17 protein-coding genes are annotated in these 20,502 nt (G+C 74.0%); 5 read left to right on the forward strand and 12 right to left on the reverse strand.

Translation table 11 applies throughout. The annotated features are described in order from the left end of the window. Positions 1-3 precede the first annotated feature (3 nt). Both ACWDYF_RS01290 and ACWDYF_RS01295 read left to right on the forward strand, forming a co-directional pair. Positions 4-1,917 (forward strand): ABC transporter permease subunit, encoded by a 1,914-nt coding sequence (locus ACWDYF_RS01290; RefSeq protein ID WP_389464397.1) that lies wholly within the window; start codon positions 4-6, stop codon positions 1,915-1,917. Continuing rightward, positions 1,914-3,179, forward strand: coding sequence for an MDR family MFS transporter (locus ACWDYF_RS01295; protein ID WP_389464395.1), 1,266 nt, complete (start codon positions 1,914-1,916; stop codon positions 3,177-3,179). Before ACWDYF_RS01290 ends, ACWDYF_RS01295 begins: the two co-directional genes overlap by 4 nt. Positions 3,180-3,235: 56 nt before the next feature. Here ACWDYF_RS01295 and ACWDYF_RS01300 read toward each other — a convergent pair whose 3' ends face one another. Both ACWDYF_RS01300 and ACWDYF_RS01305 read right to left on the reverse strand, forming a co-directional pair. After that, complete coding sequence (locus tag ACWDYF_RS01300) at positions 3,236-4,678, reverse strand: MFS transporter (protein ID WP_389464393.1); 1,443 nt, start codon at positions 4,676-4,678, stop codon at positions 3,236-3,238. Continuing rightward, a complete protein-coding gene (locus ACWDYF_RS01305; protein WP_389464391.1) occupies positions 4,675-5,271 on the reverse strand; it encodes a TetR/AcrR family transcriptional regulator in 597 nt (198 codons plus the stop codon). Before ACWDYF_RS01305 ends, ACWDYF_RS01300 begins: the two co-directional genes overlap by 4 nt. A 99-nt stretch (positions 5,272-5,370) precedes the next feature. Between ACWDYF_RS01305 and ACWDYF_RS01310 the strand changes: the two genes are divergently transcribed. Beyond that, the gene (locus tag ACWDYF_RS01310; RefSeq protein WP_018571816.1) at positions 5,371-5,832 is read left to right on the forward strand and encodes a TIGR03618 family F420-dependent PPOX class oxidoreductase; all 462 of its coding nucleotides are present in this window, start codon (positions 5,371-5,373) and stop codon (positions 5,830-5,832) included. Positions 5,833-5,859: 27 nt separating this feature from the next. Here the strand turns inward: ACWDYF_RS01310 and ACWDYF_RS01315 are convergent, their stop codons facing one another. Further along, positions 5,860-6,732, reverse strand: coding sequence for an NAD(P)-dependent oxidoreductase (locus ACWDYF_RS01315; RefSeq protein ID WP_389464389.1), 873 nt, complete (start codon positions 6,730-6,732; stop codon positions 5,860-5,862). An 83-nt stretch (positions 6,733-6,815) separates the two neighbouring features. Between ACWDYF_RS01315 and ACWDYF_RS01320 the strand changes: the two genes are divergently transcribed. Further along, positions 6,816-7,457, forward strand: a complete 642-nt coding sequence (locus ACWDYF_RS01320; protein WP_451584255.1) for a TetR/AcrR family transcriptional regulator — start codon at positions 6,816-6,818, stop codon at positions 7,455-7,457. A gap of 75 nt (positions 7,458-7,532) precedes the next feature. On the opposite strand, the gene ACWDYF_RS01325 is transcribed toward ACWDYF_RS01320, so the two are convergent. Genes ACWDYF_RS01325 through tkt form a run of 7 tightly spaced genes read right to left on the reverse strand, consistent with a single transcriptional unit; the run spans position 7,533 to position 16,566 of the window. Continuing rightward, the gene (locus tag ACWDYF_RS01325; RefSeq protein WP_389464387.1) at positions 7,533-8,123 is read right to left on the reverse strand and encodes a histidine phosphatase family protein; all 591 of its coding nucleotides are present in this window, start codon (positions 8,121-8,123) and stop codon (positions 7,533-7,535) included. 6 nt (positions 8,124-8,129) lie between these two features. Further along, complete coding sequence (gene gnd, locus ACWDYF_RS01330) at positions 8,130-9,020, reverse strand: phosphogluconate dehydrogenase (NAD(+)-dependent, decarboxylating) (RefSeq protein ID WP_381740248.1); 891 nt, start codon at positions 9,018-9,020, stop codon at positions 8,130-8,132. 1 nt (position 9,021) lies between these two features. After that, the gene (pgi, locus tag ACWDYF_RS01335) at positions 9,022-10,668 is read right to left on the reverse strand and encodes a glucose-6-phosphate isomerase (RefSeq protein ID WP_381740250.1); all 1,647 of its coding nucleotides are present in this window, start codon (positions 10,666-10,668) and stop codon (positions 9,022-9,024) included. Position 10,669: 1 nt separating this feature from the next. Next, positions 10,670-11,596, reverse strand: coding sequence for a glucose-6-phosphate dehydrogenase assembly protein OpcA (gene opcA / locus ACWDYF_RS01340; RefSeq protein WP_381740251.1), 927 nt, complete (start codon positions 11,594-11,596; stop codon positions 10,670-10,672). Next, positions 11,593-13,305 carry a glucose-6-phosphate dehydrogenase gene (gene zwf, locus ACWDYF_RS01345; RefSeq protein WP_389464384.1) on the reverse strand — a complete coding sequence of 571 codons (1,713 nt, stop codon included), beginning with the start codon at positions 13,303-13,305 and terminating at the stop codon, positions 11,593-11,595. The genes opcA and zwf overlap by 4 nt, the downstream gene beginning before the upstream one ends. Beyond that, positions 13,302-14,471, reverse strand: a complete 1,170-nt coding sequence (gene tal, locus ACWDYF_RS01350) for a transaldolase (RefSeq protein WP_381740252.1) — start codon at positions 14,469-14,471, stop codon at positions 13,302-13,304. The genes zwf and tal overlap by 4 nt, the downstream gene beginning before the upstream one ends. Positions 14,472-14,490: 19 nt before the next feature. After that, entirely contained in the window at positions 14,491-16,566 is a 2,076-nt protein-coding gene (gene tkt, locus ACWDYF_RS01355; protein WP_389464382.1) for a transketolase, read from the reverse strand. A 164-nt stretch (positions 16,567-16,730) separates the two neighbouring features. On the opposite strand from tkt, the gene ACWDYF_RS01360 reads away from it, so the two are divergent. Next, on the forward strand, positions 16,731-17,654 hold the full coding sequence (locus tag ACWDYF_RS01360; protein ID WP_381740255.1) for a helix-turn-helix domain-containing protein: 924 nt from the start codon (positions 16,731-16,733) through the stop codon (positions 17,652-17,654). Between the two features lie 108 nt (positions 17,655-17,762). Here the strand turns inward: ACWDYF_RS01360 and ACWDYF_RS01365 are convergent, their stop codons facing one another. Both ACWDYF_RS01365 and ACWDYF_RS01370 read right to left on the reverse strand, forming a co-directional pair. Then, the gene (locus tag ACWDYF_RS01365) at positions 17,763-19,196 is read right to left on the reverse strand and encodes a glycoside hydrolase family 16 protein (protein ID WP_389464380.1); all 1,434 of its coding nucleotides are present in this window, start codon (positions 19,194-19,196) and stop codon (positions 17,763-17,765) included. A gap of 280 nt (positions 19,197-19,476) precedes the next feature. Beyond that, positions 19,477-20,319 (reverse strand): hypothetical protein, encoded by an 843-nt coding sequence (locus ACWDYF_RS01370; RefSeq protein WP_389464379.1) that lies wholly within the window; start codon positions 20,317-20,319, stop codon positions 19,477-19,479. Positions 20,320-20,502: the final 183 nt, after the last annotated feature.

A 20,502-nucleotide genomic window follows, 5' to 3' on the forward strand; every position in this document is an offset into this window, starting at 1 on the left:
ACCATGGCGGCGACGATCACCCCGGGCGGCCGTGCCGCCCGGCGGCCGGGGGAGCGCGCGGCGGACCGGCCGCGCGGGCGCCGGGGCGGACGCGGGGCCGCCGCGGGCGCCGTGCTGTGGCGGCTCGCCGTCGCCGCCGCCCTGCTGTGCGGCATCGGCCTGCTGCCCTGGCTCACCCGCACCGACCCGGCGCTCACCGTGCTCAAGGCCCGCTCCGCGGACCGCGACCCCACCCCCGAGGTACTGGCCGACATCCGGGCCGGGCTCGGCCTGGACGACGGCCCGCTGCGGCTGCTCGCCCACTGGCTCGGCGGGCTGCCGCGCGGGGACGCCGGACGGTCCTGGCTGTCCGGACAGGCGGTCACGCCCGCCGTGCTCCAGGCCCTCGGTGCCTCCCTGCTGCTGATGGCGGTGGCGCTCGCCGTCGCCGCCGCCACCGCCGCGCTGGTGTGCGCCCCCGTCCTGCGCCGGGGCGCCCGCGGCCGCCCGGCGGGCCGGACCGGCGGCACCGCCGCCGCGATGCTCGCCGCGCTGCCCGAGTTCCTCACCGCCTCCGTGCTCGCCACCGTCGTCGGCGTCCAGCTCGGCTGGCTGCCCGCGCTCGGCTGGTACGGGCCCCGCTGGACCGTGCTGCCCGCGCTCGCCCTCGGCCTGCCCGCCGGGGCCGTGCTCGGACGGCTGCTGGCCGACCTGCTGCCCGGCGCGTTCGCCGAACCCTGGGCGCGGGCCGCCGCCGCCCGCGGGATCCCCGGCCGCCGGATCGCCCTACACGCCGTGCACCGCTGCCTGCCCGCGCTGCTGCCCAACCTCGGGCTGTTCGCCGTCGGCCTGACCGGCGGCGCCGTCGCCGTCGAGCAGGTCTTCGACATCCCCGGACTCGGCCGCACCACGCTCCAGGCCGCCCTCGCCCAGGACCTGCCCGTGCTCCAGGCGGGCACCCTCGTCCTCGTCCTGCTCGGAGCCGCCGCCTCGCTGGCCGCCCGCCTCGCCGCCCGCCCGCTCACCGGCCCCGCCCTGCGCGACGGCGCCCTGCCCACCCTGCACCCGCCCCGGCCGCCCGCCCGCCGGGCCCTGCCGCTCCTGCACGGCGTGCTGCTCCTCGCCGTCGTCCTCGCCGGGCTGCCCCGCGACCCGCTCGCCCTCGACACCACCGCCCGGCTGCGCGCCCCCTCGCCGGGACACCCCTTCGGCACCGACGCGCTCGGCCGCGACCTGCTCGGCCGCGTCGCGCACGGCGCCCTGCACACCGTGCTCCTCGCCCTCGCGATCAGCGCGGCCTGCCTGCTCGCCGGGGTGCTGCTCGGCCTGCTGCCCCGGCTGTCCGGACCGCTCGTCGACACCGTCAACGCCGTACCGCCCGTCCTCGCCGCGCTGCTCACCACCGCCGTCTGGGGCAGCGGACCGGCCACCCCCGCGCTCGCCGTGACCGCCGTCGCCTGGGCACCGCTGGCCGCCCACACCTCCGCGCTGCTGCGCCAGGAACGCGCCGCCCTGCACCTCGCCGCGCCCCGGGGCCTCGGCGCGAGCCGCCGCCATCTGCTGCGCCGCCACCTCCTGCCCGCCGTACTGCCCTCCGTCACCCGGCACGCCCTGCTCCGGCTGCCCGGCGTCGCCCTCGCCCTCGCCGCGCTGGGCTTCCTCGGCCTCGGCGCCCAGCCGCCGTCCCCCGAATGGGGCCTGCTGCTCGCCGAGAACCAGCCCTACGCCGAACGCGCCCCCTGGGCCGTCCTCGCCCCCGCCGCCGTCCTCGCCCTGCTGGGCGCCCTCGCGGTGACGGCGGCCGGGGGGATCGGGGGGTCACCCGGCACCGGCGCCGGACGGCTGCGGACGCGCTTCTCGCGGTCACCGGTCCCGGCGGACGCGGCGGCCACGGCGGCCACGGCGGCCGCGGTGGCCACGGAGGCGGCGCGCCGGTGACCGCGCAGCCGCCCACCACGACGACCGCGTCCCCCGCAGCGCAACGGGCTCCGCTGCCGCCGCTGCTGCGCCTGCTGATCTGGACGCAGCTCGCCTTCAACATCGGCTTCTTCGCCGTGCTGCCCTTCCTCGCCGGACATCTGGGGCAGGGCGTCGGCATGGCGGGCTGGCTGGTCGGACTGGTGCTGGGGCTGCGGACCTTCAGCCAGCAGGGGCTGTTCGTCGTCGGCGGCATCCTCACCGACCGCTTCGGCGTCCGGCCCGTCGTCCTCGGCGGCTGTGTGCTGCGCATCGCCGGATTCGCCTGGCTCGCCTACGCGCAGGGCACCTGGCCGGTCATCGGCGCGGTCCTGCTCATCGGCTTCGCCGCCGCGCTGTTCTCGCCCGCCGTCGAGTCGGAGGTCGTACGGCAGGCCGTGGCCCTGGAGGCGGCGGGCGGCGGTCCCCGCACCCGGGTCCTGGCGCTGTTCGCCGCGTCCGGGCAGGCCGGGGCGTTCGCCGGCCCGCTGCTGGGCGCGCTGCTGCTCGCGGTGGACTTCCGCACCGCCTGCCTGGCCGGTGCGGGCGTCTTCGTCCTCGTCCTCGCCGGGCACGCCCGGCTGCTGCCCCAGCACATCCCCGGCCGCACCCGCACCCGGGCGCGCGGCGGCCTCACCGTCCTGCTGCGCAACCGCCGCTTCCTGGCCCTGTGCTGTGCGTACGGCACCTGTCTGCTCGCCTACAACCAGCTCTATCTGGCGCTGCCCGCCGAGGTGCGGCGGGTGACCGGCTCCCAGACGGCGCTGGCCTGGCTGTTCGCGCTGTCCTCCCTGCTCGCGGTGACCGTGCAACTGCCCCTCACCCGCTGGACGGCACAGCGGCTCGGCCCGCGCGGCAGCATGGCGGCGGGGCTGCTGCTGACCGGCGCCGCCTTCGCGCTGGTCGCGGTGGGGCGCCCGGCCGCCGCCACGGGCAGCGGCCCGGCCGGGCTGGTGCCCGCCGCCGGTTTCGTCGTCCTGCTCACGCTGGGCCAGCTGACCGTCGCGCCCGTCGCCCGCGCCTGGGTGCCCGACCTGGCCGAAGAGGGCCGGCTCGGCCTCTACACCGGCGCCCTGTCCTCGGTCTCCGGCCTGATCGTGCTCCTCGGCAGCGCGACGAGCGGCCGCCTGCTCGACTCCTCCCTCCCCCCGGCCGTCCCCTGGCTGGCACTGGCCGCCGTACCCGTCGCGGCGATCGGGCTCCTGCCCCGCCGGGACCGAGCGCCCCGGGGCGCCGCCGGCTGAGCGCCCCCCGGGAGGGGGCTGGGTGTTGTCGTCGCGCACCGCCGACCGCCGGGGGCTCAGACGGCCCCTGCCCCTGCCTCCGCCTCTTCTTCCTCGCCCCTCTGCCTCTCTTTTTCCGCTTCCCCGGGCCGGGCGTGGACGCGTCCCGGCAGGGCGCGGGCCGTCAGCGCGCCCGCCGCGGCCACCGACGCCAGGACGGCGAGGGGCAGCCCCGGGCCGCCGTCGGAGCCGCGCAGGGCGGTCGCGGCGGCCACGCCGAGGGCGGGGCCGATGTTCATGGCGGTCTGCTGGAGACCGCCCGCCACCCCGGCCGAGGCCACGGCCGACTCCCGTACGACGACATGGGTCGCCGCGACCAGCACCGTGCCGAACCCGGCCCCGAGCACGGCGAAGCCCCCGCACAGCGCGACCGTGCCCGGGGCGCGGGCGAGCAGCAGGACGCCCAGCGCGAGCGCGGCCATGGCCGCCACGGTCGTCCGGCGCGCGCCCAGCCGGCGCAGCAGCACCGGGGCGAGCGGCGCCGCGAGCACCATCAGCACCGCCAGCGGCAGGCTGCGCAGAGCGCTCTGGAACGGGTCGAGCCCCAGGGTGTCCTGGAGGACGTACGTGAGGACGAACAGCGTGCCGGACAAGGTCGCCGAGGCCGCCACCAGCACGGCGACCGCCGAGCCGACGACGGCCGAGCCGATGACGTCCGGCGGGAGCAGCGGATCGGCGGCGCGGCGCTCGTGCCGGACGAGGAGGACCGCGGCGGCGGCGCCCACGAGCACGACGGGGACCGTGTCCGCGCCCGCTCCGCCGGGCTCCGCCACCGCGACCAGGGCGCGCACGGCGCAGCCCAGGGCGAGGGCGAGCAGCAGCGCGCCGGGCAGGTCGAGCCGGACGGCCGGTGCCCGGCGGGCGGCCGGGTCCGGCCCCCTGCCGGGCAGGGCGAGCGCGAGCAGGGCGAAGACCGGCGCCGGGACGACGTTCAGGAGGAACACCGCCCGCCAGCCCGGCCCGGCCACCAGCGCCCCGCCCAGCACCGGTCCGGCCGCGGCCGCCACCCCGATGGCGCTGGTGCGCACCGCGAGCGGCATCCCGAGCCGGTCGGGCGGGAAGGCCGACCGGAGCATGCCCAGCGTGGCCGGTTGCAGCATGGCCCCGCACACGCCCTGGGCGACCCGCAGGGCGATCACCCAGCCGATGCCGGGTGCGACGGCGATGCCCGCCGAGGTGGCGCCGAAGCCGAGCATCCCGGCGGCGAACATCCGCCGGTGGCCGAGCGGCGCCGACCGGCGGGTCGGTCCGCGCGGCAGGTCGCCGAGCCGCCCGGCGAACACCAGCAGGCTCGCCACCGCCACGAGATACCCGGTGCTGGTCCACTGGACCTGCGCGTACGAGGCGTCCAGGTCGCGGCGCAGCGCGGGCTGCGCGACGGTGAGGACGGTGCCGTCCAGCGCGACGACGACCGCCCCGGCCACACTGCTCGCCAGGGTCAGCGCCTGGACGCGGTTCATCCGTGCCGCTCCGGGCCGAGGTGCGCGTCGAGCGCCGTACGCAGCAGCGGGGCGATGTCGTCGGTGCCGGTGGCGAGCTGGAGGCTGCCCCAGCGCCAGAGCTGGGCGATGCCGTGCAGGGCGGCCCACAGGGACGCGGCGACGGTCCGGGCGTCGGCGCCGGGACGGACCCGGCCGACCAGGTCCACCAGGGTGGCGAAGAGCGGCAGGCTGGTGTCCCGCAGCCCGAGGTGGCCGCTCTCCAGCAGATCGTGGCGGAACATCAGGTCGTACATGCCGCGGTGGCCCAGGGCGAAGTCCAGATAGACCCGGCCCAGCGCCGTGAGCTGGTCACGGGGGTGTGCCGTGGGGTCGGCGGTCGCCGTCCGCGCCCGCGCGGCCAGCTCCTCGAAGCCGCGGCGCGCGATGGCGGACAACAGCTCCAGATGGGTGGGGAAGTGGCGGCGCGGCGCGCCGTGCGAGACGCCCGCGCGGCGCGCGATCTCCCGCAGGGTGAGCGCCTGCGCGCCCTGTTCGGCGACCAGGTCCACCCCGACGTCCACCAGGCGTTCGCGCAGGCCGCCGGGGCTCTTCTCCGACTCTTGCTCATGCATGGACAGTGTCTACCAGGCGTCAGTAGACAGTGTCTACTCATGCTCCGGGTCTTCTCCCCGCCGGGAATGCGCCGCGTGGTCGCGGCAGTTGAGCGGGGTATGACTCAGGACACACACAGCGCGGCGCCCGGTCCCGCACCGGACGCGCTGCTCGCCCTCCTCGCCGACGTCCACGGCGGCGTGCTGGTCACCCTCAAGCGCGACGGCCGCCCCCAGTTGTCGAACGTCAGCCACGCCTACGACCCCGGTGAGCGCGTCCTGCGCGTCTCGGTCACCGACGACCGGGCCAAGACCCGCAATCTGCGCCGGGACCCGCGTGCCTCCTACCACGTGACCGCCCCGGACCGCCGCGCCTACACGGTCGCCGAGGGCACCGCCGACCTGTCGCCGGTCGCCGCGGACCCGTACGACGCGACCGTCGAGGAACTGGTCCGCCTCTACCGCGACGTCGTCGGCGAACACCCCGATTGGGACGACTTCCGCGCCACCATGGTCCGCGACCGCCGCCTCGTGCTGCGCCTGCGGGTGGAGCGGGCGTACGGCATCCCGAAATCCGGCTAGGGCCCGTCGCCCGTCGCCCGTCGCGGGTCAGGCCCCCGTGCGCGCCTCCAGTGCCCGCAGCACGGCCACCATGTCCTCGCCGCCGTGCCCGAGCGTGACCGTCTCCTCGAAGAGGGCGTGGCAGGCGTCGAGCAGCGGGGAGGCGATGCCCGCCTCCCGCGCGGCCCCGGCGATCAGCCGGTTGTTCTTGAGCACGTCCAGGGCCGCCGCCTGCACCGCGAAGTCCCCGTCCAGCAGCTTGGGCGCCTTCATCAGCGAGACGGGGCTGGCCATCGGGCCCGCGCCCAGCACCTCCAGGAACAGCCGCCGGTCGAGCCCCTGCCGCCCGGCGAAGTGGAACGCCTCGGCGAGCCCGGTGACCTGGGTGATCAGGAACAGGTTCACCGACAGCTTCATGAGCAGCGCGCCGGGGACCGGCCCGCACGCGAAGGTCCGGCGGCTCAGCGGGGCGAGCAGCGGGCCCACGGACCGTACCGCCTCCTCGTCCCCGGCGGTCATGGCCACCAGCTCGCCCCGCTCGGCCGGGAGCCGGGAGCCGGAGACCGGCGCCTCGACGTAGCGCCCGCCCGCCGCGCGGACGTCGGCCTCCAGGCCGTGCGAGTACGCGGGCGACGTCGTGCCCATGTGCACGAGCGTCCGGCCGCCCACCCGGGCGGCGAAGTCCGGGGTGCCCCGGCCCAGGGTCTCGTCCATGGCGCGCTCGTCGGCCAGCATCAGGACCACCGTGTCCGTACGGGCGAACACCTCCGCCGGGTCCGCCGCCACCCGGGCTCCGGCGGCGCGCAGCGGCTCCGCGCGGGCCGCCGTGCGGTTCCACACGGTGAGGGGGATGCCGGAGCGGACGAGCCGCAGCGCCATGGGCCGGCCCATGACTCCGAGACCGAGGAAGCCGACGTTCATGGGGTGCCGCCCTGGGGTCGGGGCCGATGCTATGACGGCTGTCATAGTAGCGAGCCCTATGACGCGAGTCATAGAGTCTCGGGATGAGCGATCCAGCAGAGCGGCCGGCCGGGACCGGGACGGGATCCCGGTACGGGCCCCGCGAACGGATGGTCTTCAGCGCGGCCCAGCTCATCCGGCGCGACGGCGTCGCCGCGACCGGCATGCGGGACGTGGCCGCCCATGCCGGGGCACCCCGCGGCTCGCTCCAGCACTACTTCCCGGGCGGCAAGGAGCAGCTGGTCGAGGAAGCGGTGGCCTGGGCCGGGCAGTACGCCGGACGGCGCGTCGCCCGCTTCCTGGCGGGTCTGGCCGAGCCCGCGCCGAGCGCGCTGTTCGCCGCGATGGTGGGCCAGTGGACGGACGAGTACGAGGCGGTCGGCGAACTGCGCGGCTGCCCGGTCGCCGCCGCCACCGTCGAGTGCGCCCAGGGCGGCACCGTACGGCGGACGGTCGCCGCGGCGTTCGCCACCTGGTGCGAGCCGCTGGTCGCCGCCCTCACGGAGCTGGGCGTGCCGTCCGGGCGGGCACCGGCCCTGGCCACGCTGATGATCAGCTCGCTGGAAGGGGCGCTCGTCATGGCCCGCGCCGAGGGCGGCGTGGCCCCGCTGACGACCGTGGCCCGCGAACTGGGCCCGTTCCTGGACGCGGCCGTGGCCCCGGACCACCGCCCGCCCGCCACCTGAGGACACGTCCGGCGCACGCGCGGGGGCCCCGGCTCGGTGCCGGGGCCCCCGCGCGGGCGGGCAGCGTGTCCGCCGCTACGCCGCCCTGGTGTTCCACTCCGCGACGACCGGCCGGTCGTGCTCGGTCGAGAGCCGGCTCACCGTGCCCGTCGCGAGCTGGAACAGGCGGCCCTCGGCGGGCGGCAGGCCCAGCCTGCGGGCCGTCAGCACCCGCAGGAAGTGGCCGTGCGCGACCAGGACCACGTCGCCGCCGTCCCGGGCGAGCGCCGGGGCGACCCGCTCCAGCACCCGGTCGGCGCGCCGGCCGACCTCCTCCGGGGACTCACCGGGGGAGGCGCCGTGCGGCACACCGTCGGTCCACAGGTCCCAGTGCGGCCGGGAGCGGTGTATCTCGGCGGTGGTGACGCCCTCGTAGCCGCCGTAGTCCCATTCGTGCAGATCGGGTTCCGCCTCGGCGCCGGTCAGACCCGCGAGTTCGGCGGTGCGCACGGCCCGGCCGAGCGGGCTGGTGAGCACCTGTGCGTAGGTCCGGCCGGTCAGGAGCGGAGCGAGCAGCTTGGCCTGCTCCTCGCCGCGCTGGGTCAGGGGCAGGTCGGTACGGCTGGTGTGCTGTCCCGACAGGCTCCACTCCGTCTCGCCGTGGCGGACCAGGAGAAGGTCCCCCACGGCGCGTCAGCCCTTCTTCGACTCGACGGCGTGGCCGCCGAACTGGTTGCGCAGCGCCGCGACCATCTTCATCTGCGGCGAGTCGTCCTGGCGGGAGGCGAACCGGGCGAACAGCGAGGCCGTGATCGCGGGCAGCGGCACGGCGTTGTCGATGGCCGCCTCCACCGTCCAGCGGCCCTCGCCGGAGTCCTCCGCGAAGCCGCGCAGCTTCTCCAGGTGCTCGTCGTCGTCCAGCGCGTTGACGGCCAGGTCGAGCAGCCAGGAGCGGATGACGGTGCCCTCCTGCCAGGACCGGAAGACCTCGCGGACGTTGTCCACGGAGTCGACCTTCTCCAGCAGCTCCCAGCCCTCGGCGTACGCCTGCATCATCGCGTACTCGATGCCGTTGTGGACCATCTTCGCGAAGTGGCCCGCGCCCACCTTGCCCGCGTGGACGTAGCCGTAGGGGCCCTCGGGCTTGAGGGCGTCGAAGACCGGCTTGAGCCGGTCGACGTGCTCCTTGTCGCCGCCGACCATGAGCGCGTAGCCGTTCTTCAGGCCCCACACACCGCCCGAGACGCCCGCGTCGACGAAGCCGATGCCGCGCGCGTGCAACTGCTTGGCGTGCTTCTCGTCGTCCGTCCAGCGGGAGTTGCCGCCGTCGATCACCAGGTCACCGGGCTTGAGGAGGGTGGCGAGCTGGTCGATGACGTGCTGGGTGGCGCCGCCGGCCGGGACCATCACCCAGACGGCGCGCGGGCCGTCGAGCCGGTCGACCAGGTCGACCAGGCTGGGCACGTCGGAGACCTCGGGGTTGCGGTCGTAGCCGACGACCGTGAGGCCGGCGTTGCGGAGGCGTTCCCGCATGTTGCCGCCCATCTTGCCGAGGCCCACGAGACCGATCTGCGTCGATGCCATGTCAGTTCACTTTCTTGAGTTCGCGGTAGGCGGCCACGAGGGCGGCGGTGGACGGGTCGAGACCGGGCACCTCGGCGCCCTCGGTCAGCGCGGGCTCGACCCGCTTGGCCAGCACCTTGCCGAGTTCGACGCCCCACTGGTCGAAGGAGTCGATGTTCCACACGGCGCCCTGCACGAACACCTTGTGCTCGTAGAGGGCGATCAGCTGTCCGAGGACCGACGGGGTCAGCTCGCCCGCCAGGATCGTGGTGGTGGGGTGGTTGCCGTGGAAGGTGCGCGGGGCGACCTGCTCCTCGGGCACCCCCTCGGCGCGCACCTCGTCGGCGGTCTTGCCGAAGGCCAGCGCCTGGCCCTGCGCGAACAGGTTGGCCATCAGCAGGTCGTGCTGGGCCTTCAGCTCGTCGCTCAGCTCCGCGACCGGGTTGGCGAAGCCGATGAAGTCGGCCGGGATCAGCTCGGTGCCCTGGTGGATGAGCTGGTAGTAGGCGTGCTGGCCGTTGGTGCCGGGCGTGCCCCAGACCACCGGCCCGGTCTGCCACTCCACCGGCTCGCCGTCGCGCTGCACCGACTTGCCGTTGGACTCCATGTCGAGCTGCTGGAGGTAGGCGGTGAACTTCGACAGATAGTGCGAGTACGGCAGCACCGCGTGCGTCTGCGCGCCGAAGAAGTTGCCGTACCAGATGCCCAGCAGGCCCAGGATCAGCGGCGCGTTGGCCTCGGCGGGCGCGTCGCGGAAGTGCTCGTCGACGATGCGGAAGCCGTCCAGCATCTCGCGGAAGCGGTCCGGGCCGATCGCGATCATCAGCGAGAGGCCGATCGCCGAGTCGTACGAGTACCGGCCGCCGACCCAGTCCCAGAACTCGAACATGTTGTCGACGTCGATACCGAACCCGGTGACCTTCTCCGTGTTCGTCGACAGCGCCACGAAGTGCCTGGCGACCGCCTTCGGGTCCCCGTCCAGCCCCTTGAGCAGCCAGTCCCGGGCCGAGGTGGCGTTGGTGATCGTCTCGATCGTGGTGAAGGTCTTGGAGGCGACGATGAACAGCGTCTCGGCCGGGTCCAGGTCGCGGGTCGCCTCGTGCAGGTCGGCGCCGTCGACGTTGGAGACGAACCGGACCGTCAGCGCGCGGTCGGTGTAGGCGCGCAGCACCTCGTACGCCATCGCCGGGCCGAGGTCGGAGCCGCCGATGCCGATGTTGACCACATTGCGGATCCGCTTGCCGGTGTGCCCGGTCCACTCGCCCGAGCGGATCCGCTCGGCGAAGCCGGCCATCTTGTCGAGGACCGCGTGCACCTGGGGCACCACGTTCTCGCCGTCGACCTCGATCACCGCGTCCCGGGGCGCGCGCAGCGCGGTGTGCAGCACGGCCCGCCCCTCGGTGACGTTGATCTTCTCCCCGGCGAACATGGCGTCGCGCAGAGGGGCCACGCCGGTCGCCTCGGCCAGCTCCCGCAGCAACTGGAGCGTCTCGTCGGTGACCAGGTGCTTGGAGTAGTCGATGCGCAGATCACCGACGCGCACCGTGTAGCGCTCGGCGCGCGCGGGGTCCTCGGCGAACAGCTCCCGCAGGTGGGAGGTCCACCGGGCGCGGTGGTCCTCCAGCGCGGTCCACTGCGGACGCCGGGTGAGCTTGGTGGTGTCGGACATGTCAGACGGTCTCCTTGATCCCGTCGCCCCGCAGGGCCACGGCGTACATCTCGTCGGCGTCGAGGCGGCGCAGCTCCTCGGCGATGAGTTCGGAGGTGGGACGGACCTTGAGGGCGAGGGTGCGGGACGGCTGGCCGGGCAGGCTCAGCGTGGCCAGCGGGCCCTCGGGCCGGTCGATGACGATCTCGCCGTCGGCGGTGCCCAGGCGGACGGCCGTCACGAACGGTCCCTCGCTGCCCACCCGGTCGACCGGGACGCCCAGCCGGGCCTCCAGCCAGCGGGCCAGCAGCTCCGCGCTCGGGTTGTCGGCCTCCGCCTCCACGGCCGCCGAGGTCACCCGCACCCGGGCCTGGTCCAGCGCCGCCGCCAGCATCGAGCGCCACAGGGTGAGCCGGGTCCAGGCCAGGTCGGTGTCGCCGGGCGCGTAGTGGCGCGCCCGGGTCCGCAGGACCTCCAGCGGGTTCTCGAAGGCGTACAGATCGGTGATGCGGCGCTGGGCCAGCGCGCCCAGCGGGTCCGCCGCGAGGTTGCCGGGCGCCTCCACCGGCCACCACACGACGACCGGCGCGTCCGGCAGCAGCAGCGGCAGCACCACCGAGTCGGCGTGGTCGGAGACGTCTCCGTAGGTGCGCAGCACCACCGTCTCGCCGGTGCCGGCCTCCGAGCCGAGGCGGATCTCCGCGTCCAGCCGGGAGTGGGTGCGGTCGCGCAGGGTGCGCGCGTGCCGCTTGATCACGACCAGGGTGCGCGAGGGGTGCTCGCGGGAGGCGTCCTCGGCCGCCTTGATCGAGTCGTAGGCGTTCTCCTCGTCGGCGACGATCACCATCGTCAGGACCATGCCCACGGCGGGCGTGCCGATGGCGCGGCGGCCTTCCACCAGCGCCTTGTTGATCTTGCTTGCCGTGGTGTCGGTCAGGTCGATCTTCATGGCCTGCGCCAGCTCCGTCCGTCTCGTGCGAGCATCTCGTCGGCTTCCCGCGGTCCCCAGGTGCCCGAGGGGTACTGGGCGGGCCTGCCGTGCTCGTCCCAGTAGCCCTCGATCGGGTCGAGGATCTTCCAGGACTCTTCCACTTCCTGGTGACGGGGGAACAGGTTCGCGTCACCGAGCAGCACGTCCAGGATGAGGCGTTCGTACGCCTCCGGGCTGGACTCCGTGAAGGACTCGCCGTAGGCGAAGTCCATCGTCACGTCCCGGATCTCCATCGAGGTGCCCGGCACCTTCGAACCGAACCGGACCGTCATGCCCTCGTCCGGCTGCACGCGGATCACGATGGCGTTCTCGCCCAGCTCCTCGGTGGCGGTGGTGTCGAAGGGGGAGTGCGGGGCCCGCTTGAAGACCACCGCGATCTCGGTGACCCGGCGGCCCAGCCGCTTGCCGGTGCGCAGATAGAAGGGGACGCCCGCCCAGCGGCGGTTGTCGATCTCCAGCTTGACCGCCGCGTAGGTGTCGGTCTTCGACTTCGGGTCGATGCCCTCCTCCTGGAGGTAGCCGGGCACCTTCTCGCCGCCCTGCCAGCCCTCGGCGTACTGGGCGCGCACGGTGTGCTCGCCCAGCTCCTCGGGCAGCCGCACCGACTTGAGCACCTTCAGCTTCTCGGTGAGCAGCGCCTCCGCGTCGAAGGCGATCGGCTCCTCCATCGCGGTGAGCGCCATCAGCTGGAGCAGGTGGTTCTGGATGACGTCGCGGGCGGCGCCGATGCCGTCGTAGTAGCCGGCCCGGCCGCCGATGCCGATGTCCTCGGCCATGGTGATCTGCACATGGTCGACATAGGAACGGTTCCAGATCGGCTCGTACATCTGGTTGGCGAAGCGCAGCGCCAGGATGTTCTGGACGGTCTCCTTGCCCAGGTAGTGGTCGATGCGGAACACCTGGTCCGGGTCGAACACCTCGTGCACGATCCGGTTCAGCTCGCGGGCGCTGGCCAGGTCGTGGCCGAACGGCTTCTCGATGACCGCGCGCCGCCAGGAGCCCTCGGGGCCCTCCGCCAGACCGTGCTTCTTCAACTGCTGCACGACCTTGGGGAAGAACTTCGGCGGCACCGAGAGGTAGAAGGCGAAGTTGCCGCCGGTGCCCCGCGAGGAGTCCAGCTCCTGCACCGCGTCGTGCAACTGCTTGAACGCGGTGTCGTCGTCGAAGTCACCGGGGACGAAGCGCATGCCCTCGGCGAGCTGCTGCCACACCTCCTCGCGGAACGGGGTGCGCGCGTGCTCCTTGACGGCGTCGTGCACGACCTGCGCGAAGTCCTGGTCCTCCCAGTCCCGGCGGGCGAAGCCGACCAGCGAGAAGCCCGGCGGCAGCAGACCGCGGTTGGCCAGGTCGTAGACGGCCGGCATGAGCTTCTTGCGGGACAGGTCGCCGGTGACACCGAAGATGACGAGCCCGGAGGGGCCCGCGATCCTGGGCAGCCGGCGGTCGCGGGGGTCGCGCAGCGGATTCACCCAGTCGGCGGCCGGGACGGCCGGGACGCGCGCGTCCGCCGTCCCGCGCGCCGCGGCGGAGCCCGTGGCCCCGGACGCCTGCGCCTGCTGCATGGCCTTGGGATCCGGTTCCTGGTCCTCGGGCCGTACGGCGGCGGCGGGCGACGGACTCGCCGCCCCGGCCTCCGCAGCCGCCGGCTCGGCGGGCTTCTTGCTCATTCCGCGTCAACTCCCTTGCTGTTCAAGGACTTCGTGACCGCGTCCAGCAGGTCCTGCCAGGCCGTCTCGAACTTGGCGACGCCCTCGTCCTCCAACTGCTGGACGACCTCGTCGTAGGAGATGCCCAGCCGCCCGACGGCCGCCAGGTCCGCGCGGGCCTGCTCGTAGCCGCCGGTCACCGTGTCACCGGTGATCGCGCCGTGGTCGGCGGTGGCGTTCAGCGTGCCCTCCGGCATGGTGTTCACCGTGCCGGGCGCGACCAGCTCGTCCACGTACAGGGTGTCCTTGTACGCCGGATCCTTCACCCCGGTCGACGCCCACAGGGGACGCTGGGCGTGCGCGCCCGCGCCCACCAGTGCGGCGAACCGCTCGCCCGGCCGGGTCGTCCCGTCCGCGGAACCGAACACCTGCTCGTACTCCGCATAGGCCAGCCGGGCGTTCGCCAGGGCCGCCCGGCCCTTGAGCGCCAGGGCCTCGCCGGTGCCCAGCGCCGTCAGCCGCTTGTCGATCTCGGAGTCGACCCGGGAGACGAAGAAGGAGGCCACGGAGTGGATCGACGCCAGGTCGTGCCCGGCGGCGCGCGCCTTCTCCAGACCGGCGAGGTAGGCGTCCATCACCTCGCGGTAGCGCTCCAGGGAGAAGATCAGCGTCACATTGACACTGATACCCGCTCCGACGACCTCCGTGATGGCCGGCAGGCCCGCACGGGTGGCGGGGATCTTGATCATGACGTTGGGCCGGTCCACCAGCCAGGCCAGCTGCCGGGCCTCGGCGACGGTCGCCGTCGTGTCGTGGGCGAGGCGCGGGTCCACCTCGATGGAGACCCGCCCGTCCTGCCCGCCGGTCGCGTCGTACACCCCGCGCAGCACGTCGGCCGCGTCCCGTACGTCGGCGGTGGTCATCATGCGCACGGCCTCGTCGACCGTGACGCCGCGCACCGCCAGGTCGGCGAGCTGCTCCTCGTAGCCCGCGCCGGAACCGATGGCGGCCTGGAAGATCGACGGGTTCGTGGTGACGCCCACGACATGCCGTCCGGCCACCAGCTCGGCCAGGTTGCCCGAGGTGATCCGGCGGCGCGACAGGTCGTCCAGCCAGATCGACACGCCCTGGTCGGACAGGCGCCCCAGCGCTTCCGAGGCCGCGGTTTGTTCGGTCACAGTGATCATCTTCCTTGTTGCGTTCGGATCATGCGCGCGCGGCGGCCAGCGAGGCGCGGGCCGCGGCGGCGACGTTCTCGGGGGTGAAGCCGTACTCGGCGAACAGGGTCCCGGCATCGGCGGAGGCACCGAAGTGATCGAGGGAGACGATCCGTCCTGCGTCACCTGTGAAGCGGTACCACGTCAGATTGATGCCCGCCTCGACGGCGACCCGGGCCCGCACCGACGGCGGCAGGACGTGCTCGCGGTAGGCGAGGGGCTGCTCCTCGAACCACTCGACGGACGGCATCGACACCACCCGGGTGGCGATCCCCTCGGCCTCCAGCGCCTCCCGGGCGGCCACGGCGAGCCGGAGCTCGGAGCCGGTGCCGATGAGGATCACGTCCGGGGTGCCGGTGGACGCCTCCAGGCGGATGTAGCCGCCCTTGGCGGTGTCCGGGTCCGGCGCGTACGTCGGTACGCCCTGGCGGGTGAGCGCGAGGCCGTGCGGCGCCGGGTGGGTGGCGTGCCGCTTGAGGATCTCGGCCCAGGCGAGGGCGGTCTCGTTGGCGTCGGCCGGGCGGACGATGTTGAGGCCCGGGATGGCGCGCAGCGAGGCGAGGTGCTCGACGGGCTGGTGGGTGGGGCCGTCCTCGCCGAGGCCGATGGAGTCGTGCGTCCACACGTACGTCACCGGGAGCTGCATCAGGGCGGACAGGCGCACGGCGTTGCGCATGTAGTCGGAGAAGACCAGGAAGGTGCCGCCGTACACGCGCGTGTTGCCGTGCAGGGCGATGCCGTTCATCTCCGCGGCCATGGAGAACTCGCGGATGCCGAAGTGGATGGTGCGGCCGTAGGGGTCCGCCTCGGGGAGCGGGTTGCCCGCGGGGAGGAAGGAGGAGGTCTTGTCGATGGTGGTGTTGTTGGAGCCGGCCAGGTCGGCGGAGCCGCCCCACAGCTCGGGCAGCACCTCGCCGAGGGCCTGGAGCACCTTGCCGGAGGCCGCGCGGGTGGCGACGGACTTCCCCTCCTCGAAGACCGGCAGCGCGTCCTGCCAGCCCTCGGGCAGCTTCCCGGCCACGATCCGGTCCAGCAGCCGGGCCCGCTCGGGCCGCACCCCGCGCCACTCGGTGAGCTGCTTCTCCCAGGCGGCGTGCGCCTCGGCGCCCCGGTCCAGGGCCCGCCGGGTGTGCGCGAGGACGTCCTCGTCCACCTGGAAGGTCCGCTCCGGGTCGAAGCCGAGCACGCGCTTGGTCGCGGCGACCTCCTCCTCGCCCAGCGCCGAGCCGTGCGACGCCTCGGTGTTCCGGGCGTGCGGGGCCGGCCAGGCGATGACCGTGCGCATCGCCACGATCGAGGGGCGGGACGTCTCGGCGCGGGCCGCCGAGAGCGCCGCGTGCAGGGCGCGCACGTCCACGTCGCCGTTGGCGGCGGGCTCGACGCGCTGGGTGTGCCAGCCGTACGCCTCGTAGCGCCCCAGCACGTCCTCGGAGAAGGCGGTGGCGGTGTCGCCCTCGATGGAGATGTGGTTGTCGTCGTAGAGGAAGACCAGGTTGCCGAGCCTCTGGTGGCCGGCCAGCGAGGACGCCTCGGCGGAGACGCCCTCCTCCAGGTCGCCGTCGGAGACGATGGCCCAGATGGTGTGGTCGAAGGGCGAGGTGCCCTCGGGGGCGTCCGGGGCGAACAGGCCGCGCTCGTAGCGGGCGGCCATCGCCATGCCGACCGCCATCGCGGCGCCCTGCCCGAGCGGGCCCGTGGTGGTCTCCACCCCGGCGGTGTGGCCGTACTCGGGGTGGCCCGGGGTCTTGGAGCCGTAGGTGCGGAACGCCTTCAGATCGTCCAGCTCCAGCTCGTAGCCGGCCAGGTACAGCTGGGTGTAGAGGGTCAGCGAGGTGTGGCCGGGGGAGAGGACGAAGCGGTCGCGGCCGGTCCACTCGGGATCGGCCGGGTCGTGCCGCATCAGCTTCTGGAAGATCGTGTACGCGGCCGGGGCCAGGGCCATCGCGGTGCCGGGGTGGCCGTTGCCGACCTTCTGCACGGCGTCGGCCGCCAGCAGGCGCGCGGTGTCCACGGCGCGCCGGTCGAGGTCGGTCCACTCGAAGGGGACGGTCGTCTGCTCGCTCATCTTCAAGAAGTCCTCGGGAGAAGCTGGATTGCTGCCGGACGTGTTCGAACTTAAAAGTCAGACTTTTTTGCCGGAAGGTCTCCGTGTGTCAGCCTGTGGTGAAAGTGGGACACAGTTGGATCACGCGGCCCGTCGGCGGGCGGCCGAGCCGGTACGAGAAGGACATGGCGGACGAAATCACCCAGGACGGCGACGGTGGCGACGAGGACGGCGCGGGAAGCGGCGGCCACGCGATCAGGACCTTCCCCTTCCCGGTCGACCTGAGCCTCGGCGGCGTCGGACTCCAGATAGGCCCCTTGGGCACCGGCCGGACCTGGCACGCCGGGGCTCCTCTCCACCGCGTCCACCGCATCGACTTCCATGTGGTCATGCTCTTCGCCGCGGGCCCCGTCCGGCACATGGTCGACTTCACCGAGTACGAGGCGGCCGCCGGTGACGTGCTGTGGATCCGCCCCGGACAGGTCCACCGCTTCTCCCGCGCGCACGAGTACCGCGGAACGGTGCTGACCATGCAGCCCGGCTTCCTGCCCCGCGCCACCGTCGAGGCCACCGGCCTGTACCGCTACGACCTGCCGCCGCTGCTCCACCCCGACACGGCCGGGCGCGTCGCGCTGGAGGCCGCGCTCGCCCAACTCCGCCGCGAGTACGAGGACACGGAGACCCTGCCGCTGAGCCTGCACACGGCGGTGCTGCGGCACTCGCTGACCGCGTTCCTGCTCCGCCTCGCCCATCTCGCGGCCAGTTCGGCTGAGGCCGACCGGCAACAGGCCGACACCACCTTCACGTTGTTCCGCGACGCGGTCGAACAGGGCTTCACCACCAACCACAGCGTCAGTGCCTACGCCGACGCCCTCGGTTACTCACGCCGCACGCTGGTGCGCGCGGTCCGCGCCGCCACCGGCCAGACGCCCAAGGGGTTCATCGACCGGCGCGTCGTGCTGGAGGCCAAACGCCTGCTCGCGCACACCGAACTCCCCATCGGGCGCGTCGGCGTGGCGGTGGGCTTCCCGGACGCGGCCAACTTCTCGAAGTTCTTCCATCTGCACACCGGGCAGACCCCGGTGGCCTTCCGGGCGGAACTGCGCTGAACGGACAGGGGCCCCGCGCCGTCGCGGGGCCCCTGTCCGTGCCGGTCCGGCCGCGCCTGCCGGTCCGGTACGGCGCTCACCCGGTACGGCGCTCATCCGGTACGGCGCTCAGTGGCCGAAGTCGAACCAGTTGACGTTCACGAAGTCGGCCGGCTGGCCGCTGGTGAAGGTGAGATAGACGTCGTGGGTGCCGGTCACCGTGCCGATGTTCGCCGGTACCGTGCGCCAGGACTGCCAGCCGCCGGTGCTGCCCACCGCGAAGCTGCCCACCGGCGCGTTGCCCCGGCTGTCCAGGCGCACTTCGACCAGCCCGCTCACCCCGTTCGCCGCGCCGCTCGCGACCCGGGCGGAGAACTGCCGCGCGCCCGCGGAACCGAAGTCGACGCCCTTGTAGAGCGCCCAGTCCCCGTTCGCGAGCGACCCGATGTCCTGTCCGCCGCCGCTGTCGGTGGTCGCCTCCGTGCTCACACCGCTCTGGCTGTCGTACAACTCGGCCTGTACGGGGCTGTAGGCGTCGCGGTGGCCGGCGGGCGGGGGAGTGGTGCCGCCGCCACCGCCGCCCGAGGTCAGCACCTGCACATAGTCCACCGTCATCGGGTGGCCCGGCTCGGTGCCGCCGTCCGGGCCGCCGCCGAAGGCGTCCGGGAAGCCGCCGCCCATGGCCACGTCCAGGATCACGAAGTAGCCGTGCCGGGTGGCGTTCGCCCAGGTGGTCGCGTCGACCTGGTCCGCCCGCACGGTGTGGAAGACGGTGCCGTCCACCGAGAAGCGGATCTGCTCGGGACTGGCGGAGCGGTCCCACTCCATGGCGTACGTGTGGAAGCCGGCCTGGCAGGTCGCGCCGGGGCAGGGGGTCGAACCGCCGATGCCCGTGGTCTCGTTGCAGGGGCCGCCCGGACTGGTGCCGCAGTGCATCGTCGCCCAGTCGGTGTTGAGGCCCTGGACGTTCTCCATGATGTCCAGCTCGCCGACGCCGGGCCAGTTCCAGTAGTTGCCGCGGAAGGGCGAGCCGAGCGCCCAGAAGGCGGGCCAGTAGCCCTTGGCGGCGGCGCCGGTGACGTCCGGCAGCTGGATGCGGGCCTGCACGCGCAGCTTGCCGCCGGACGGCGGCTCGAAGTCCGTGCGGGTGGTCTCGATCCGGCCCGAGGTCCAGTGCCCGGAGGCGTCCCGGCGCGGGGTGATCAGCAGATCGCCCTTGCCGTCCAGGGCGACGTTGGCGGTGGACGAGGTCATCGTCTCCACCTCGCCGGTGCCCCAGCCGGCCGCGCCGCCCGGGTACGAGGTGCCCGTGTCGTACTGCCAGGCCGAGGTGTCGACACCGGAGCCCGCGGCCCCGTCGAAGTCGTCCAGGAAGACCTGGGTCCAGCCCGAGGGCGGGGCGGGGGCCGAGGCGTCGGCCGGAAGCGTCGCGGCGGTGGCCAGGGCCGCCGCCAGACCGAGGGTGCCGAGCGCCGCGACGAGCGCGCGGCGCGCGGAGCGCCGCCGTCGGGGCGCGCTGCGTGCGGCGGGCAACTGGGCGGGTGCGCCTGAGGGTTCACTCACGGGGGCCTCCCGGGTGGGGTGGGGAGCGAGGGGAACGTTCTGAGAGCGCTCTCAGGAGGTGCGCCCGCCAATGTGCTCCCCACCGCCCCGGCCGTCAAGAGTTGAAGCAGGGAAAGTCCGGTGCGGGCGGGGGAGTTCAGGGGGTGAAGGGGGGTGAGGCGGGGCGAAGGGGGTGAGCGGAGGAGGACGCGGGGGAGAGGGCGGTGCGGGGACCCGGCCGCGGAACGCGGACGGCGGCGGGCCCGGCCCGCCGCCGTCCGGTGACCACTCCCGTCCGCCGCTATCCCAGGCGGAAGCTGTACACGGTCGTGGCGACCTTGCAGACGCTCGGCGGGACGACCTCCGCGCGCAGGGTGCCGGTGGACGTCTCGTAGTCCACCCCCTCCGCCTCGAACCCCCCGCTGCACACGCTGCGCTGGGGCAGCGCGAACAGGCTGGTGACGTGCCCGGTCACGGCGCCGCCGTCCAGCTTGTGGTCCAGGTCCACCTGGAGCAGCGGCCGGTCCTCGGGGAACAGCTCCTTGGAGCCGTCGTCCGAGGCGCACAGCAGCCGGGTGTCATCGACGAAGTCGCAGCCCTGGATGTCGCGGACCGGCTTGTCCAGGGTGATCTGCGGGGCCTGCGGCAGCGTGCCGCCGGTGCGCGGGGTGGACGGGTTGAGCAGCGGGGCGGGGAAGACCTGGAGCCGGTTCTGGTCGCCCCACTCCCCGGACACCAGCCACTGGGCGTCGGGGGAGACGGCCGCGAAGGAGTTGTTCACCTTCTCGCCCGCGTCCAGCGGATGGACGTACTCGTAGCGCTGGCCGCCCGGGGTGGTCACCGCGAACATCTTGGAGGTCGCCGAGTCCGCGCCCTGGTAGGCGTCGAAGACATGGCCCTGGGCCACATCCGGGTCGCCGACGTGGTTCCAGCCCTTGACGCGCAGGTCCAGTGGGACGGAGGCGAGCCCCCGGTACACCAGTGAACCGTCCGCGCGGCTGGCGAGGCCCTGGCTGCCGCTCAGCGAGTCGACGTGCGCGGTGCCGGTCTCCTGCCAGACCGGCCCGGCCGCCGCCGAGGAGGTCGCCGCACCGAGCGTGACGGCCGCCGACAGGGCGGCCAGGGCGAAGAGGTGACGTCTCATCAGTTTCCTGCCGTGGACTAGGGGGTGGGGATTCGAATGGAATCACGTATCGCCTGCCGGGGCGGTGGATTCCGGATCACCCGGTCGGCCGCGCGCGGGGACGGCGGGGCGGCCCCCGGTGGCGGCGGGCGGCTCACGGGCCCGGAGCGCGGCGCCGAGTAGGGTTTCGTTCCGGATGTGCGC

This window comes from Streptomyces sp. NPDC003284 (assembly GCF_053589675.1).